The organism is Nonomuraea phyllanthi, assembly GCF_006334985.2.
GTDB lineage: Bacteria > Actinomycetota > Actinomycetes > Streptosporangiales > Streptosporangiaceae > Nonomuraea > Nonomuraea phyllanthi.
The window spans coordinates 1,139,745-1,156,183 of sequence record NZ_VDLX02000001.1; the positions used below are offsets into that span (position 1 = coordinate 1,139,745).

Sequence of the window (16,439 nt, forward strand, 5' to 3'; positions counted from 1 at the left end):
GGTCAGCTCCCTTCAGCACCCGGCTGCGCAGCCGGGCCGGTCTCGGGGGCGGCCTGCGAAGCCGCCTCTGTGCGGGGGGCGCGGTCACCGCGGTCGCCGCCACGGCCGCCGCCGCGACGCGGACGGTCACCGCCACGACGGGGACGGTCGCCGCCGCCACGACGGTCGTCGCGCTCACGACGCTGGCCGGCACGGGCGCCGGCGGCGGCCGCCTCGCGCTCGGCGCGGCTGGTCGGAGCCTCGCCCTTGTAGATCCAGACCTTCACGCCGATGCGGCCGAAGGTCGTGCGGGCCTCGTAGAAGCCGTAGTCGATGTCCGCGCGGAGCGTGTGCAGCGGCACGCGGCCCTCGCGGTAGAACTCCGACCTCGACATCTCGGCGCCGCCCAGACGGCCGGAGCACTGGACACGAATGCCCTTGGCGCCCGACTTCATCGCGGACTGCATCGCCTTGCGCATGGCGCGGCGGAACGAGACGCGGCTGGACAGCTGCTCGGCCACGCCCTGCGCGACGAGCTGCGCGTCGATCTCCGGGTTCTTGACCTCGAGGATGTTGAGCTGGACCTGCTTCTTGGTCAGCTTCTCCAGGTCGCCACGGATGCGGTCCGCCTCGGCGCCGCGCCGGCCGATCACGATGCCGGGACGCGCGGTGTGGATGTCCACCTGCACGCGGTCCGTGGTGCGCTCGATCTCGACCTTGGAGATGCCGGCCCGCTCCATGCCCTTCTGCAGCATGCGGCGGATCGCCACGTCCTCGGCGACGTACGACTTGTACAGCTTGTCGGCGTACCACCGGCTCTTGAAGTCGGTCGTGATGCCGAGGCGGAACCCGTGCGGGTTAACCTTCTGGCCCACTATCGGGTCCTTCCCTTCGGCTCGCGGGACTCCACGATCACGGTGATGTGGCTCGTCCGCTTGTTGATCCGATAGGCACGACCCTGTGCGCGCGGGCGGAACCGCTTCAGCGTCGGGCCCTCGTCGACCCACGCCCGGCTGACGACGAGCGTCTGCGGGTCGAGGTCGAAGTTGTGCTCGGCGTTCGCCATCGCGCTGCTGAGCACCTTGTAGATCGGCTCGCTCGCCGACTGGGGAGCGAACTGCAGCACGGCCTGCGCCTCCGAAGCGGGCAGCCCGCGAATGAGGTCCACCACGCGGCGGGCCTTCTGGGGCGTGACACGGACGAACCGCGCCTGAGCCCTGGCTTCCATCGCTTTCTCCTACTTCCGGGACGCTTACCGCCGGCTGCGGCGGTCTTCCTTGACGTGGCTGCGGAACGTGCGCGTGGGGGCGAACTCTCCGAGCTTGTGACCGATCATCGACTCGGTGATGAACACCGGGACATGCTTGCGGCCGTCGTGCACGGCGATCGTGTGCCCGAGCATGTCGGGAACGATCATGGAGCGCCGCGACCACGTCTTGATGACGTTCTTGGTGCCCTTCTCGTTCTGGACGTCGACCTTCTTCTGAAGGTGCTCGTCCACGAAGGGACCCTTCTTAAGGCTACGTGGCATTTCGGCTGCTCCTACCGCTTCTTCCTCTTGCTCCGACGACGGATGATCAGCCGGTCGCTGGCCTTGTTGGCCTGGCGGGTGCGGCCCTCGGGCTTGCCCTTCGGGTTCACCGGGTGGCGACCACCGGAGGTCTTGCCCTCACCACCACCGTGCGGGTGGTCGACGGGGTTCATCGCGACACCGCGAACGGTCGGGCGCTTGCCCTTCCACCGCATACGGCCGGCCTTGCCCCAGTTGATGTTGGCCTGCTCGGCGTTGCCGACCTGACCGACCGTCGCCCGGCAGCGCACGTCTACCATGCGCATCTCACCGGACGGCATACGCAGGGTGGCGTACTGGCCTTCCTTGGCGAGCAGCTGGATCTGGGCGCCCGCGGAGCGGCCGAGCTTGGCGCCGCCGCCCGGACGGAGCTCCACCGCGTGGATGAAGGTACCGGTCGGGATGTTGCGCAGCGGCAGGCAGTTGCCCGGCTTGATGTCGGCCCCGGGGCCGTTCTCGATACGGTCACCCTGCTTGAGGCCCGTCGGAGCGATGATGTAGCGCTTCTCGCCGTCGGCGTAGTGGAGCAGAGCGATGTTGGCGGTGCGGTTGGGGTCGTACTCGATGTGAGCGACCTTGGCCGGGATGCCGTCCTTGTCATGCCTACGGAAGTCGATGATCCGGTAGGCGCGCTTGTGACCGCCGCCCTGGTGGCGAGCGGTGACTCGGCCGTGTACGTTGCGGCCGCCCTTGCTGTGAAGGGGCGCAAGCAGCGACTTCTCGGGCTTGCTGCGGGTGATCTCGGAGAAGTCCGAGACACTCGACCCGCGGCGACCCGGAGTCGTCGGCTTGTACTTACGGATGCCCATCTTTTTCGTTCATCCTTCGTCGGTTACATGGGTGAGCCCGCCGCGCGGAAGCGCGACGGTCTCAGCCCCGCGCGGGCCATGCGGCCCGCACTCACTTCTATGGCGCTGCTAGCCGATCTGACCGAAGATGTCGATCCGATCGCCCTCGACCAGGCTCACGATCGCGCGCTTGGTGTCGGGACGCTTGCCGTAACCGGTGCGGGTGCGCTTGCGCTTGCCCTGCCGGTTGATCGTGTTCACGCTGGTGACCTTGACCCCGAAGATCTGCTCGACCGCGATCTTGACCTGGGTCTTGTTCGCGGTCTTCTTCACCAGGAACGTGTACTTGTTGTTCTCATCGATCAGGCCGTAGCTCTTCTCGGAGACGACCGGCTTGATGATGATGTCGCGCGGGTCGGCGATCTTCTCCATCAGGCCTCTTCCTTCCCGCTGCCGCTCAGGCGCGCGACGACCTGGTCGTAGGCCTCCTGGGTGAAGACCACGTCGTCGGCCACGAGCACGTCGTAGGTGTTGAGCTGCCCGGCGTCCAGCAGGTGGACCTCGGGCGCGTTGCGCAGGCTCAGCCAGGTCATCTCGTCGGCCTCGTCGACCACGACGAGGACGCGGGGAGCCTGGGTGATCTTGCGCAGCGCCTGGAGGGCGGCCTTGGTCTTGGGGGTCTCACCCGACACGAGCGAGCTGACCACGTGGACGCGGCCGCCGCCGGCCCGGTCGGACAGGGCGCCGCGAAGCGCGGCGGCCTTCATCTTCTTGGGCGTGCGCTGGGAGTAGTCGCGCGGCACGGGGCCGTGGACCGTCCCACCGCCGGTGAACTGGGGCGCGCGGGTCGAACCCTGACGGGCCCGGCCGGTGCCCTTCTGCCGGTACGGCTTCTTGCCGCCGCCGGAGACCTCACCGCGGGTCTTGGCCTTGTGGGTGCCCTGCCGGCGAGCGGCGAGCTGGGCCACGACCACCTGGTGGATCAGCGGCACGTTGACCTTGGCGCCGAAGACGTCTTCGGGCAGGTCGACGGTGCCGGCCTTGGCGCCGCTGGCGTCGAGGACGTCAATGGTGGTGCTCATTTGGCAGCCCCCTTCTTGGCAGCGGTGCGGACGAGGACCAGGCTGCCGTTGGCGCCGGGGACCGCACCCTTGATCAGGATGAGACCCTTCTCGACGTCCACGGAGTGAACCTTGAGGCTCTGCACAGTGGTGCGGACGTTACCCATCCGACCAGCCATGCGCAGACCCTTGAAAACGCGGCCCGGGGTGGCGCAGCCACCGATGGAACCCGGCGAACGGTGCTTGCGCTGCGTACCGTGCGACGCGCCCAGACCACCGAAGCCGTGCCGCTTCATGACACCGGCGAAGCCCTTGCCCTTGCTCTTGCCCGTCACGTCGACGAACTGGCCGGCCTCGAAGGTGTCGGCCAGCAGCTCCTGGCCGAGGGTGTAGTCGCTCGCGTCGTCGGTGCGGATCTCCGCGAAGTAACGGCGCGGGGTGATGTCGTGCTTACGCAGGTAGTCGCCGAGCGGCTTGTTGACCTTCCGGGGGTCGACCTGCCCGAAGCCGAGCTGGATGGCGGAGTAGCCGTCCTTCTCGGCGGTACGGACGCGGGTCACCACACACGGACCGGCCTCGACCACGGTCACCGGAACCATCCGGTTGTCCGCGTCGAAGACCTGGGTCATGCCGAGCTTCTTGCCCAGGACGCCCTTGATCGTCTTAGCCATGTCAGTGCGTTCCCTCAGAGCTTGATCGAAATGTCGACACCCGCGGGGAGGTCGAGCCGCATGAGCGAGTCAACCGTCTTGGGGGTCGGGTCGATGATGTCAATCAGCCGCTTGTGCGTGCGCATCTCGAAGTGCTCGCGGCTGTCCTTGTACTTGTGCGGCGAGCGGATGACGCAGTACACGTTCTTCTCGGTCGGCAGCGGCACCGGGCCCGCGACCTTCGCGCCAGTCCGCGTCACCGTCTCGACGATCTTCTTGGCCGAGCTGTCGATGACCTCGTGGTCATAGGCCTTAAGCCGGATGCGGATCTTCTGTCCCGCCATAGTGGCCTCGGTGTCCTTCGCTGTCGTCTGAAAAAGTATCGTGCGGCCTGTTGCCGCTGTGTTGGTGCAGGCCGGAGCCTGCTTGACCCCCAGAGGCAGACGTAGTGGATCTGCCTCTTTCTTCCGTGATCCGGCAGTGACTTCGGTCACGTGCCCGCGGCCGAAGCGACTGCTGGATCACGGCGCTACGCATGGGGTCCTGACGTGGTTCGGCGGCCGGCTCCGAGGTTCGGGGCCGACCGCCGCCCCGACGATCTGGCTACTTGATGATCTTCGTGACCCGGCCGGCGCCGACGGTGCGGCCACCCTCACGGATCGCGAACTTGAGGCCTTCCTCCATGGCGATGGGCTGGATCAGCTCAACGCGCATCTGAGTGTTGTCGCCCGGCATGACCATCTCCGTGCCCTCGGGGAGGTTCACGACGCCGGTCACGTCAGTCGTACGGAAGTAGAACTGCGGGCGGTAGTTGTTGAAGAACGGCGTGTGCCGGCCGCCCTCGTCCTTGGACAGGATGTAGACCTGGCCCTCGAACTCGGTGTGCGGGGTGGTCGTGCCCGGCTTGATGATGCACTGGCCGCGCTCGACCTCGTCGCGCTTGATGCCGCGGAGCAGCAGCGCGGCGTTGTCGCCGGCGTGACCCTCGTCGAGCATCTTGTTGAACATCTCGATGCTGGTGACGGTGGTCGTCGTCTTCTCGTTCTTGATGCCGATGATGTCGACCTGCTCGTTGACCTTCACGACACCGCGCTCGATACGGCCGGTGACGACCGTGCCGCGACCGGTGATCGAGAAGACGTCCTCGACCGGCATGAGGAACGGCTTGTCCGTCTCACGCGGCGGCTCGGGCACGTTCTCGTCAACGGCGTTCATCAGCTCGACGATGCTGTCGGCCCACTTCTCGTCGCCCTCAAGAGCCTTGAGCGCGGAGACGCGGATGACAGGCAGGTCGTCGCCCGGGAACTCCTGAGCGGAGAGGAGCTCGCGCACCTCGAGCTCGACGAGCTCCAGGATCTCCTCGTCGTCGACCATGTCGGCCTTGTTGAGGGCCACGACGATGTAGGGGACGCCGACCTGGCGGGCCAGGAGGACGTGCTCCTTCGTCTGCGGCATCGGGCCGTCGGTGGCGGCGACCACGAGGATGGCGCCGTCCATCTGGGCGGCACCGGTGATCATGTTCTTCACGTAGTCGGCGTGACCGGGGCAGTCAACGTGAGCGTAGTGACGCTTCTCGGTCTGGTACTCGACGTGCGCGATGGAGATCGTAATGCCGCGGGCCTTCTCCTCCGGCGCCTTGTCGATCTTGTCGAACGGCGTCGCGGCGTTCAGCTCGGGGTAACGGTCGTGGAGCACCTTGGTGATCGCCGCGGTCAGTGTGGTCTTACCGTGGTCGATGTGCCCAATGGTGCCGATGTTCATGTGCGGCTTTGTCCGCTCGAACTTGGCCTTGCCCACTGGTTCTCTCCTTGAGAATCTGACTGACTTTCGTCTACACACTCGGGCCCGGGAGCTCCCGAACCCCTAGGCGGCGGGGTGACTTCTCCACCCCGCCAGGGACCAGGACCAGAGGTCCTGGCCTCTATCACTAGAGGCCAGGACGCTGTTCGCCCCGGGCCCCTTGGCAGCGGGGCGACGATCTCCGCCGCCTCGGCCACCTCGGGACCTGGAGCTATTCGCCCCGGGCCTTCGCGACGATCTCCTTGGCGATGCCCGGAGGCACCTCCGCGTAGGAGTCGAACTGCATGCTGTAGCTCGCGCGCCCCTGCGTCTTGCTACGCAGGTCACCCACGTAGCCGAACATCTCAGACAGCGGCACGAGCGCCTGGACGACACGGGCACCGGCCCGCTCGTCCATCGCCTGGATCTGCCCGCGGCGACCGTTGAGGTCACCGATGACGTCACCCATGTAGTCCTCGGGCGTGGTGACCTCGACGGCCATCATCGGCTCGAGGAGGACGGCGTCCGCCTTGCGCGCGGCCTCCTTGAAGGCCATCGATCCGGCGATCTTGAAGGCCATTTCCGAGGAGTCCACGTCGTGGGCCGCGCCGTCGGTCAGCGTAACCTTCACGCCGACCATCGGGTAGCCGGCCAGCACGCCGAACTCGGCGGCCTCCTGGGCGCCCGCGTCCACCGACGGGATGTACTCCCTCGGCACACGACCACCCGTGACCTTGTTCTCGAACTCGTAGCCGTCGTTGCCCTCGCCCAGCGGCTCCAGATCGATGATCACCCGCGCGAACTGGCCGGAACCACCGGTCTGCTTCTTGTGGGTGTAGTCGATCTTCTGCACCTTGCGGCGGATGGTCTCGCGGTAGGCGACCTGCGGGCGGCCGACGTTGGCCTCGACCCGGAACTCGCGACGCATCCGGTCGACGAGGATCTCCAGGTGAAGCTCGCCCATGCCCCAGATGACCGTCTGACCGGTCTCCTCGTCACGGCGGACCTGGAAGGACGGGTCCTCCTCGGCCAGCCGCTGGATGGCGGTCGACAGCTTCTCCTGGTCGCCCTTGGTCTTCGGCTCGATGGCGACGTTGATGACCGGAGCCGGGAACGTCATCGACTCGAGCACGACCTGGTTCGACGGGTCGGACAGCGTGTCACCGGTCGTGGTGTCCTTCAGACCCATGACCGCGACGATCTGACCGGCGATGGCCGTCGGGCGCTCCTCGCGCTTGTTGGCGTGCATCTGGTAGATCTTGCCGATCCGCTCCTTCTTGCCCTTCACAGAGTTGATGACCTGTGAACCGGCCTCGAGCGTGCCCGAGTAGATGCGGATATAGGTGATCTTGCCCAGGTGCGGGTCGCTGGCGATCTTGAACGCCAGCGCGGAGAACGGCTCGCTCGGGTCGGCGTGCCGCTCGACGACCTTGTCCTCGTTGCCGACCGCGTGGCCCTTGAAGGCCGGGATGTCGGTCGGCGCCGGGAGGTAGGCGACGATCGCGTCGAGAAGGGGCTGCACACCCTTGTTCTTGAAGGCGGTGCCGCACAGGACGGGGTTGATGGCGCTGCTCAGCGTCGCGCGGCGGATGGCCGCGACCAGCTGCTCCTCGGAGGGCTCGTTGCCCTCGAGGTAGAGCTCCATCAGCTCGTCGTCGTTCTCGGCGACCGTCTCGATGAGGCGGTCACGCCACTCGCGAGCGGCCTCGGCGTGGTCGGCCGGGATGTCGACGGTGTCGTACATCTCGCCCTTGGCCGCCTCGGCGCTCCAGAGGTACGCCTTCATCTTGATGAGGTCGATGACGCCCTTGAAGTCGGCCTCAACGCCCCATGGAAGCTGGATGACAGCCGGGGTCGCGCCCAGACGGCTGATCATCATGTCGACGCAGCGGTGGAACTCCGCGCCGACACGGTCCATCTTGTTCACGAAGCAGATGCGCGGAACGTTGTAGCGGTCAGCCTGGCGCCACACCGTCTCCGACTGCGGCTCGACACCCGCGACGCCGTCGAACACGGCGACGGCACCGTCGAGGACGCGGAGCGAACGCTCCACCTCGATGGTGAAGTCGACGTGACCCGGGGTGTCGATGATGTTGATGGTGTGACCGAGCCACTCACAGGTCGTCGCGGCAGACGTGATCGTGATGCCGCGCTCCTGCTCCTGCTCCATCCAGTCCATCGTGGCAGCGCCCTCGTGGACTTCACCGATCTTGTAGTTGATGCCGGTGTAGAACAGGATGCGCTCGGTCGTGGTGGTCTTGCCCGCGTCGATATGGGCCATGATCCCGATGTTGCGGACCTTGGCCAGGTCAAGAGCGGTCGTGGTGGCCACTTCTCTCGCGTCCTCGTCGTCTCGTCGGATCCACTACCAGCGGTAGTGGGCGAAGGCCTTGTTGGACTCGGCCATCTTGTGGGTGTCCTCGCGCTTCTTGACGCTCGCCCCAAGGCCGTTGCTGGCGTCGAGGAGCTCGTTCATGAGGCGCTCGGTCATGGTCTTCTCGCGGCGGGCGCGGGAGTACTGCACCAGCCAGCGCAGGGCCAGGGTGGTGCTGCGCGCGGCGCGCACCTCGACCGGCACCTGGTAGGTCGCGCCACCGACGCGACGGCTGCGGACCTCGAGGGTCGGCTTGACGTTGTCGAGCGCGCGCTTCAGGGTGACGACCGGGTCGTTGCCCGTCTTCTCCCTGCAGCCCTCGAGTGCGCCGTAGACGATCGACTGCGCGATGGAACGCTTGCCGTCCAGAAGCACCTTGTTGATCAGGGCGGTCACCAGCGGCGAACTGTAAACCGGGTCAGACATGAGCTGACGACGGCCAGGAGAACCCTTACGAGGCATTGTTAGCTCTTCTCCTTCTTCGCGCCGTAGCGGCTACGGGCCTGCTTGCGGTTGCGGACACCCTGAGTGTCGAGCGAACCACGGATGATCTTGTATCGAACACCCGGCAGGTCCTTAACACGACCGCCACGCACGAGCACGATGGAGTGCTCCTGCAGGTTGTGACCCACACCCGGGATGTAGGCCGTGACCTCGATGCCGTTCGTGAGCCGAACGCGGGCCACCTTGCGCAGTGCCGAGTTGGGCTTCTTCGGGGTCGTGGTGTACACGCGCTGGCACACGCCGCGCCGCTGCGGACTCCCCTTGAGGGCAGGAGTCTTGGTCTTCGCGACCTTGTCCTGCCGGCCCTTGCGGACCAACTGCTGAATAGTGGGCACTGCCACTCCGTTTCGTGCCTTGGCCGGTGCTACGTCAGTTGTGATGCATTCGCAGGTACTGCCGGTGTCATGACCTGCTGGTTTTTCTTGCCTCGGTGCCCCCGCGCTCGGGCGTGTCGCGCTCTTCACGCAGACGTCCCGCGAGGTTCACGAGCCAGGAAGCCGTCCTGCGCCCGCAATGAGCGCACGGCCGAGAGCCCGCATAGAGACGGGCACGATGCACAAGACTACCCAGGCCCGTGCGACACGTCAAAACGGCGCGGCAAAGCGGACAAGCTCTGCCACTCCGTGTCGCCGTCGGCCTATTTCATCCAGCCCATCTACAGCTCCGCCCGCCATGATATCGGCCCGCCCGACCACTTCGCACGGCGTTCCCGAACCCCGCCTCACCCCGCTCCGCCGGTCGTCCGGAGCCACGGAGCCGGTCTACGAGCGCCGTCGCGGCGGCCGGCCCCGTGCGGGTCAGCGGGCGTCACCCTGGAGGCCCTCAGCCCCGTGCGGCGGGTGGCGCCGGGCGGGCGGAGCCGTAACGGATGGGCTCCTGAAAGGTCGGAACCTTTGAAAGGGGACGGCTCCTGAAGGCCGGGCCCCTCAACGGAACGCGCCCGGGCCCCCTGGAAGCAGGGACCCGGGCGCGCTACGGCGTCCTGAGCGACGTCACCGGTTGTACTGGCCGAAGTCGTACTCCTCCAGCGGGACGGCCTCGCCGCTGCCCGTGCCGAAGGTGTAGTCGGCCGCGGAGCCGTCGTAACCGCCCACGGTGTACATGGCGGCCTTGGCCTCCTCGGTCGGCTCGACCCGGATGTTGCGGTACTGGGGCATGCCCGTGCCGGCCGGGATGAGCTTACCGATGATGACGTTCTCCTTCAGGCCCAGCAGCGAGTCGGACTTGGCGTGGATCGCCGCGTCCGTCAGCACCCTGGTCGTCTCCTGGAAGGAGGCCGCCGACAGCCACGACTCGGTGGCCAGCGACGCCTTCGTGATGCCCATGAGCACCGGGCGGCCCGCGGCGGGCGCGCCACTCTCCGCCACCGTCTCGCGGTTCATCTGCTCGAAGCGCGGCCGCTCCACGAGCTCGCCGGGCAGCAGGTCGGTGTCACCGGACTCCAGCACGTTCACGCGCTTGAGCATCTGCCGCACGATGATCTCGATGTGCTTGTCGTGGATCGACACACCCTGCGACCGGTAGACCTGCTGGACCTCCGCCACCAGGTGCAGCTGCACGGCCCGCGGGCCGAGGATGCGCAGCACCTCGTTGGGGTTGACCGCACCGGCCACCAGCTGCTGGCCGACCGTGACGCGGTCGCCCTCCTGCACGAGCAGGCGCGAGCGCATCGACACCGGGTACGCGACCTCCTCCGAACCGTCGTCGGGGGTGATCACGACCTTCCTGGTCTTGTCGGTCTCGTCGATGCGGACCCGGCCCTCGGCCTCGGAGATCGGGGCGACACCCTTGGGGATGCGCGCCTCGAACAGCTCCGTGACACGGGGCAGACCGTGGGTGATGTCGGCGCCGGCCACACCACCGGTGTGGAACGTCCGCATGGTCAGCTGCGTGCCGGGCTCGCCGATCGACTGGGCGGCGATGATGCCGACCGCCTCGCCGACGTCCACGAGCTTGCCGGTGGCCAGCGAGCGGCCGTAGCAGGTCGCGCAGACCCCGATCTTCGCCTCGCAGACCAGCGCGCTGCGGGTGCGCACGGTCTCGACGCCCGCCTCGACCAGCTTCGTCACGTGGACGTCGGAGATGTCGACCCCCGCCGCGACGATGACCTTGCCGTCGACCTCGACGTCCTCGGCCAGGATGCGCCCGTGCACGTTGGACTCGGCGTTCTCGGCCTTGACCAGGTTGCCCGACGCGTCACGCTCGCCGACGTGCAGCGGGACCGCGCGGTCGGTGCCGCAGTCGATCTCGCGCACGATGACGTCCTGCGCCACGTCCACCAGACGACGGGTCAGGTAACCCGAGTCGGCGGTACGCAGGGCGGTGTCGGCCAGACCCTTCCGCTGGCCGTGGGTGGAGATGAAGTACTCCAGCACCGACAGGCCCTCGCGGAACGAGGCCTTGATCGGCCGCGGGATCGTCTCACCCTTGGTGTTGGACACCAGGCCGCGGATGCCGGCGATCTGCCGCACCTGCATCTTGTTACCACGGGCGCCGGAGTTGACCATCATCCAGACCGGGTTGGTCGCCGGGAAGGCGTTGACCATGTCGGTCTCGACGTCGGCCGTCGCGTGCGTCCAGATCTCGATGAGCTCCTGACGGCGCTCCTCGTCGGTGATCAGACCGCGCTCGTACTCGCGCTGGACCTTGTCGGCCCGGCGCTCGTAGTTCTCCATGATGTCGGTCTTGTTCGGGGGCGCGACGACGTCCTCGATCGAGATCGTGACACCGGAGCGCGTCGCCCAGCGGAAGCCGGCGTCCTTGAGCGCGTCGAGCGACGCGGCGACCTCGATCTTCGGGTAGGTCTCCGCCAGCTCGTTCACGATCGTGGACAGCTGCTTCTTGCCGACCTGGAAGTCGACGAACGGGTAGCTGTCGGGCAGCGTCAGGTTGAACAGGCACCGCCCGAACGTCGTCTCCAGCCTGATCGAGTCGCCCGGCTCCCAGCCCTCGGGGGCCACCCAGTCGCGCGGCGGCAGGACGTCCTTCATCCGGATCTGGATCTTCGCCTGGATCTCCAGCTCGCGGCGGTCGAAGGCCATCTGCGCCTCGGCGATCGAGCCGAACACCCGGCCCTCGCCCCGAGCACCCTCCTTCATGGTGGTCAGCCAGTAGAGGCCGATGACCATGTCCTGGGTGGGCATCGTCACGGGCTTGCCGTCGGCCGGCTTGAGGATGTTGTTGGTCGAGAGCATCAGGATGCGTGCCTCGGCCTGGGCCTCAGCCGCCAGCGGCAGGTGCACGGCCATCTGGTCGCCGTCGAAGTCCGCGTTGAACGCGGTGCAGACGAGCGGGTGGATCTGGATGGCCTTGCCCTCGACCAGCTGCGGCTCGAACGCCTGGATGCCCAGGCGGTGGAGCGTCGGAGCGCGGTTGAGCAGCACGGGGTGCTCGGTGATGACCTCTTCGAGCACGTCCCACACCACGGGACGGGCCCGCTCGACCATGCGCTTGGCCGACTTGATGTTCTGGGCGTGGTTGAGGTCGACCAGCCGCTTCATCACGAACGGCTTGAACAGCTCCAGCGCCATCTGCTTGGGCAGGCCGCACTGGTGCAGCTTGAGCTGCGGGCCGACGACGATGACCGAACGGCCGGAGTAGTCGACACGCTTGCCCAGCAGGTTCTGACGGAAGCGGCCCTGCTTGCCCTTCAGCATGTCACTGAGGGACTTCAGCGGCCGGTTGCCGGGACCGGTGACCGGGCGACCGCGGCGGCCGTTGTCGAACAGCGCGTCGACGGCCTCCTGCAGCATGCGCTTCTCGTTGTTGACGATGATCTCCGGCGCGCCGAGGTCGAGCAGCCGCTTGAGGCGGTTGTTCCGGTTGATGACCCGGCGGTAGAGGTCGTTGAGGTCGGAGGTCGCGAACCGGCCACCGTCGAGCTGCACCATCGGGCGCAGGTCCGGCGGGATGACCGGGATGCAGTCGAGCACCATGCCGCGCGGCGAGTTGGTGGTGTTGAGGAACGCCGACACGACCTTGAGCCGCTTGAGCGCGCGGGCCTTCTTCTGGCCCTTGCCGCTGCGGATGGTCTCGCGCAGGCTCTCGGCCTCCGCGTCGAGGTCGAAGCTGATCAGGCGGTCCTGGATCGCCTGCGCGCCCATGCCGCCCTTGAAGTAGCGGCCGAAGCGGTCGCGCATCTCGCGGTAGAGCAGCTCGTCGCCCTCGAGGTCCTGGACCTTGAGGTTCTTGAAGCGGCTCCAGACCTCCTCGAGCCGGTCCAGCTCGCGCTGGGCCCGGTCGCGGAGCTGACGCATCTCGCGCTCGGCGCCCTCGCGGACCTTGCGGCGCTGGTCGCCCTTGGCGCCGGCGGCCTCCAGCTCGGCCAGGTCGCCCTCGAGCTTCTTCTGCCTGGCCTCGACGTCGGCGTCGCGACGCTGCTCGATGTGCTGCCGCTCGACGGAGATCTTCGCCTCCAGCGAGGGCAGGTCACGCTCACGCATCTCGGTGTCGACATGCGTGATCATGTACGCCGCGAAGTAGATGACCTTCTCCAGGTCCTTCGGGGCGAGGTCGAGCAGATAGCCGAGGCGCGACGGGACGCCCTTGAAGTACCAGATGTGCGTGACCGGCGCGGCCAGCTCGATGTGGCCCATCCGCTCGCGGCGCACCTTGGCGCGAGTGACCTCGACGCCGCAGCGCTCACAGATGATGCCCTTGAAGCGGACGCGCTTGTACTTGCCGCAGTAGCACTCCCAGTCGCGGGTCGGACCGAAGATCTTCTCGCAGAAGAGTCCGTCCTTCTCCGGCTTGAGGGTGCGGTAGTTGATGGTCTCGGGCTTCTTCACCTCGCCGTGCGACCACTGACGGATGTCGTCGGCCGTCGCGAGGCCGATCCTGAGCTCGTCGAAGAAGTTGACGTCCAGCATTTTGTGCGATCTCCCCCTCAGACTTCTTCCACGCTGCTCGGCTCACGCCGGGACAGATCGATGCCGAGCTCCTCCGCCGCGCGGAAGACGTCCTCGTCGGTGTCGCGCATCTCGATGGACATGCCGTCGCTGGAGAGCACCTCGACGTTGAGGCACAGCGACTGCATCTCCTTGATGAGGACCTTGAAGGACTCCGGGATGCCGGGCTCGGGGATGTTCTCGCCCTTGACGATCGCCTCGTAGACCTTCACGCGGCCCAGGACGTCGTCGGACTTGATGGTCAGGAGTTCCTGGAGGGCGTAGGCGGCGCCGTAGGCCTCCAGCGCCCACACCTCCATCTCACCGAAGCGCTGGCCACCGAACTGGGCCTTACCGCCGAGCGGCTGCTGGGTGATCATGGAGTACGGGCCGGTCGAACGTGCGTGAATCTTGTCGTCGACCAGGTGGAGCAGTTTGAGGATGTAGATGTAGCCGACCGCGATCGGGTACGGGAACGGCTCGCCGGAGCGGCCGTCGAACAGTTGGGCCTTGCCCGACGCCTGCACCATCCGCTCGCCGTCGCGGTTGGGGACGGTGTTGTCGAGCAGGCCGACGATCTCCTCCTCGTGGGCGCCGTCGAAGACCGGGGTGGCCATGTTGGTGTGCGGGGCGACCTTCTCGAAGCCCTTGTCACGCAGCCGCTCGGCCCACGCCTCCTGGATGCCCGAGATGTCCCAGCCGCGGGCGGCGATCCACCCCAGATGGGTCTCCAGCACCTGGCCGACGTTCATCCGGCCGGGCACCCCCAGCGGGTTGAGGATGATGTCGACCGGCGTGCCGTCCTCCAGGAACGGCATGTCCTCCACCGGCAGGATCTTGGAGATGACCCCCTTGTTACCGTGCCGGCCGGCCAGCTTGTCACCATCGGTGATCTTCCGCTTCTGCGCCACATAAACGCGCACCAGCTCGTTCACACCCGGCGGGAGCTCGTCACCCTCCTCACGGGAGAACACCCGAACCCCGATCACCTTGCCCTGCTCGCCGTGCGGCACCTTCAGCGACGTGTCACGGACCTCACGCGCCTTCTCACCGAAGATCGCCCGCAGCAGCCGCTCCTCCGGCGTCAGCTCGGTCTCGCCCTTCGGCGTCACCTTGCCGACCAGGATGTCACCCGGCACCACGTCCGCACCGATCCGGATGATGCCCCGCTCGTCCAGATCGGCCAGGACCTCCTCCGACACGTTGGGGATGTCCCGGGTGATCTCCTCAGGACCCAGCTTGGTGTCGCGGGCGTCGACCTCGTGCTCCTCGATGTGGATCGAGGAAAGGACGTCGTCCTGGACGAGCCGCTGGGACAGGATGATCGCGTCTTCGTAGTTGTGGCCCTCCCACGGCATGAACGCCACGAGAAGGTTCTTGCCCAGCGCCATCTCGCCCTTGTCGGTGCAGGGGCCGTCGGCGATGACCTGGTTGACCTCGACCCGGTCGCCCTCGGCGACTATGGGCTTCTGGTTGAAGGAGGTGCCCTGGTTGGAGCGCTTGAACTTGGCGACACGGTAGGTGGTGCGCGTGCCGTCGTCGTTCATGACGGTGACGTAGTCGGCGGAGACCTCCTCGACCACGCCGGCCTTCTCGGCGCTGATGACGTCGCCCGCGTCCGTCGCCGCGCGGTATTCCATGCCGGTGCCGACCAGCGGCGCCTCGCTCTTGAGCAGCGGCACCGACTGCCGCTGCATGTTGGAGCCCATGAGCGCCCGGTTGGCGTCGTCGTGCTCCAGGAACGGGATCATCGCGGTCGCCACCGACACCATCTGGCGCGGCGACACGTCGATGTAGTCGACCTCCTCGGCCCGCATGAGCTCGGTCTCGCCGCCCTTGGTGCGGACCAGCACGCGAGCCTCGGCGAACGAGCCGTCGGGGTTGAGCGCCGTGTTGGCCTGCGCCTTGACGTAACGGTCTTCCTCGTCGGCCGTGAGGTAGTCGATCTGGTCGGTCACCTTGCCGTCGACGACCTTGCGGTAGGGCGTCTCGACGAAGCCGAAGGCGTTGATCCGGCCGTAGGAGGCCAGCGACCCGATGAGGCCGATGTTGGGGCCTTCCGGGGTCTCGATCGGGCACATCCGGCCGTAGTGGGACGGGTGCACGTCACGGACCTCGAAACCTGCCCGCTCACGCGACAGACCACCGGGGCCGAGCGCGGACAGACGCCGCTTGTGCGTCAGACCGGCCAGCGGGTTGGTCTGGTCCATGAACTGCGACAGCTGCGAGGTGCCGAAGAACTCCTTGATCGACGCCACGACCGGGCGGATGTTGATCAGGGTCTGCGGCGTGATCGCCTCGACGTCCTGCGTGGTCATGCGCTCGCGCACGACCCGCTCCATCCGGGCCAGGCCCAGACGGACCTGGTTCTGGATCAGCTCGCCGACGCTGCGGAGACGGCGGTTGCCGAAGTGGTCGATGTCGTCGACCTCGACGATGATGTCGCCGTTGGCGCCGGGCATCGACTCCTCGCCCGCGTGCAGGCGCACGATGTACTCGATCGTGGCGACGATGTCGTCCTCGGTCAGGGTGCCCTGCGAGATCTCCGCATCCACCCCGAGCTTCTTGTTGATCTTGTAGCGGCCCACCTTCGCCAGGTCATACCGCTTCGGATTGAAGTACAGATTCTCCAGCAGAGTCTGCGCCGACTCCTTGGTCGGCGGCTCACCCGGCCGCAACTTCCGGTAGATGTCCAGCAGCGCGTCATCCTGACCCGCCGTGTGATCCTTCTCCAGAGTGGCCCGCATCGACTCGTACTGACCGAACCGCTCCAGAATCTGATCGCTGGTCCACCCCAGCGCCTTCAGCAGCACCGTCACGGCCTGCTTGCGCTTACGGTCGATACGCA

14 protein-coding genes are annotated in these 16,439 nt (G+C 67.0%); all 14 read right to left on the reverse strand.

The features are described 5' to 3' along the window. Window positions 1-2: 2 nt before the first annotated feature. On the reverse strand, window positions 3-854 hold the full coding sequence (rpsC, locus tag FH608_RS05380; RefSeq protein ID WP_139628804.1) for a 30S ribosomal protein S3: 852 nt from the start codon (window positions 852-854) through the stop codon (window positions 3-5). Then, a complete protein-coding gene (rplV, locus tag FH608_RS05385; protein WP_020542306.1) occupies window positions 854-1,207 on the reverse strand; it encodes a 50S ribosomal protein L22 in 354 nt (117 codons plus the stop codon). The genes rpsC and rplV overlap by 1 nt, the downstream gene beginning before the upstream one ends. Before the next feature lie 24 nt (window positions 1,208-1,231). After that, window positions 1,232-1,510 carry a 30S ribosomal protein S19 gene (rpsS, locus tag FH608_RS05390; RefSeq protein ID WP_043623441.1) on the reverse strand — a complete coding sequence of 93 codons (279 nt, stop codon included), beginning with the start codon at window positions 1,508-1,510 and terminating at the stop codon, window positions 1,232-1,234. Window positions 1,511-1,521: 11 nt separating this feature from the next. Continuing rightward, on the reverse strand, window positions 1,522-2,358 hold the full coding sequence (gene rplB, locus FH608_RS05395) for a 50S ribosomal protein L2 (RefSeq protein WP_139628807.1): 837 nt from the start codon (window positions 2,356-2,358) through the stop codon (window positions 1,522-1,524). A 108-nt stretch (window positions 2,359-2,466) separates the two neighbouring features. Next, a complete protein-coding gene (gene rplW / locus FH608_RS05400; RefSeq protein ID WP_080043238.1) occupies window positions 2,467-2,769 on the reverse strand; it encodes a 50S ribosomal protein L23 in 303 nt (100 codons plus the stop codon). Beyond that, window positions 2,769-3,419, reverse strand: coding sequence for a 50S ribosomal protein L4 (gene rplD, locus FH608_RS05405; protein WP_139628808.1), 651 nt, complete (start codon window positions 3,417-3,419; stop codon window positions 2,769-2,771). Before rplD ends, rplW begins: the two co-directional genes overlap by 1 nt. Then, window positions 3,416-4,069, reverse strand: coding sequence for a 50S ribosomal protein L3 (rplC, locus tag FH608_RS05410; RefSeq protein WP_139628810.1), 654 nt, complete (start codon window positions 4,067-4,069; stop codon window positions 3,416-3,418). The genes rplD and rplC overlap by 4 nt, the downstream gene beginning before the upstream one ends. A 14-nt stretch (window positions 4,070-4,083) precedes the next feature. After that, window positions 4,084-4,392: a 30S ribosomal protein S10 gene (rpsJ, locus tag FH608_RS05415; RefSeq protein ID WP_012887830.1), complete on the reverse strand. Its 309-nt coding sequence runs from the start codon at window positions 4,390-4,392 to the stop codon at window positions 4,084-4,086. A gap of 259 nt (window positions 4,393-4,651) precedes the next feature. Then, window positions 4,652-5,845: an elongation factor Tu gene (gene tuf / locus FH608_RS05420; protein ID WP_139628812.1), complete on the reverse strand. Its 1,194-nt coding sequence runs from the start codon at window positions 5,843-5,845 to the stop codon at window positions 4,652-4,654. Between the two features lie 214 nt (window positions 5,846-6,059). Next, on the reverse strand, window positions 6,060-8,108 hold the full coding sequence (gene fusA / locus FH608_RS05425) for an elongation factor G (RefSeq protein ID WP_394367652.1): 2,049 nt from the start codon (window positions 8,106-8,108) through the stop codon (window positions 6,060-6,062). Between the two features lie 84 nt (window positions 8,109-8,192). Further along, a complete protein-coding gene (gene rpsG, locus FH608_RS05430) occupies window positions 8,193-8,663 on the reverse strand; it encodes a 30S ribosomal protein S7 (RefSeq protein ID WP_043623423.1) in 471 nt (156 codons plus the stop codon). Window positions 8,664-8,665: 2 nt separating this feature from the next. Continuing rightward, window positions 8,666-9,040 carry a 30S ribosomal protein S12 gene (rpsL, locus tag FH608_RS05435; protein ID WP_043623420.1) on the reverse strand — a complete coding sequence of 125 codons (375 nt, stop codon included), beginning with the start codon at window positions 9,038-9,040 and terminating at the stop codon, window positions 8,666-8,668. A gap of 657 nt (window positions 9,041-9,697) precedes the next feature. Beyond that, window positions 9,698-13,573, reverse strand: a complete 3,876-nt coding sequence (locus tag FH608_RS05440) for a DNA-directed RNA polymerase subunit beta' (RefSeq protein WP_139628816.1) — start codon at window positions 13,571-13,573, stop codon at window positions 9,698-9,700. A gap of 17 nt (window positions 13,574-13,590) precedes the next feature. After that, on the reverse strand, window positions 13,591-16,439 hold a 2,849-nt coding region (gene rpoB, locus FH608_RS05445), incomplete at its 5' end, for a DNA-directed RNA polymerase subunit beta (protein ID WP_139628818.1).

Excerpts from the sequence above, each read along its gene's own strand:
- rplW (WP_080043238.1), bottom strand. The coding sequence starts at position 2,769 with ATGGAGAAGATCGCCGACCCGCGCGACATCATCATCAAGCCGGTCGTC.
- rpsJ (WP_012887830.1), bottom strand. The coding sequence starts at position 4,392 with ATGGCGGGACAGAAGATCCGCATCCGGCTTAAGGCCTATGACCACGAG.
- rplV (WP_020542306.1), bottom strand. The coding sequence starts at position 1,207 with ATGGAAGCCAGGGCTCAGGCGCGGTTCGTCCGTGTCACGCCCCAGAAG.
- rpsS (WP_043623441.1), bottom strand. The coding sequence starts at position 1,510 with ATGCCACGTAGCCTTAAGAAGGGTCCCTTCGTGGACGAGCACCTTCAG.
- rpsG (WP_043623423.1), bottom strand. The coding sequence starts at position 8,663 with ATGCCTCGTAAGGGTTCTCCTGGCCGTCGTCAGCTCATGTCTGACCCG.
- fusA (WP_394367652.1), bottom strand. The coding sequence starts at position 8,108 with ATGGCCCATATCGACGCGGGCAAGACCACCACGACCGAGCGCATCCTG.
- rplB (WP_139628807.1), bottom strand. The coding sequence starts at position 2,358 with ATGGGCATCCGTAAGTACAAGCCGACGACTCCGGGTCGCCGCGGGTCG.
- rplC (WP_139628810.1), bottom strand. The coding sequence starts at position 4,069 with ATGGCTAAGACGATCAAGGGCGTCCTGGGCAAGAAGCTCGGCATGACC.
- FH608_RS05440 (WP_139628816.1), bottom strand. The coding sequence starts at position 13,573 with ATGCTGGACGTCAACTTCTTCGACGAGCTCAGGATCGGCCTCGCGACG.
- rplD (WP_139628808.1), bottom strand. The coding sequence starts at position 3,419 with ATGAGCACCACCATTGACGTCCTCGACGCCAGCGGCGCCAAGGCCGGC.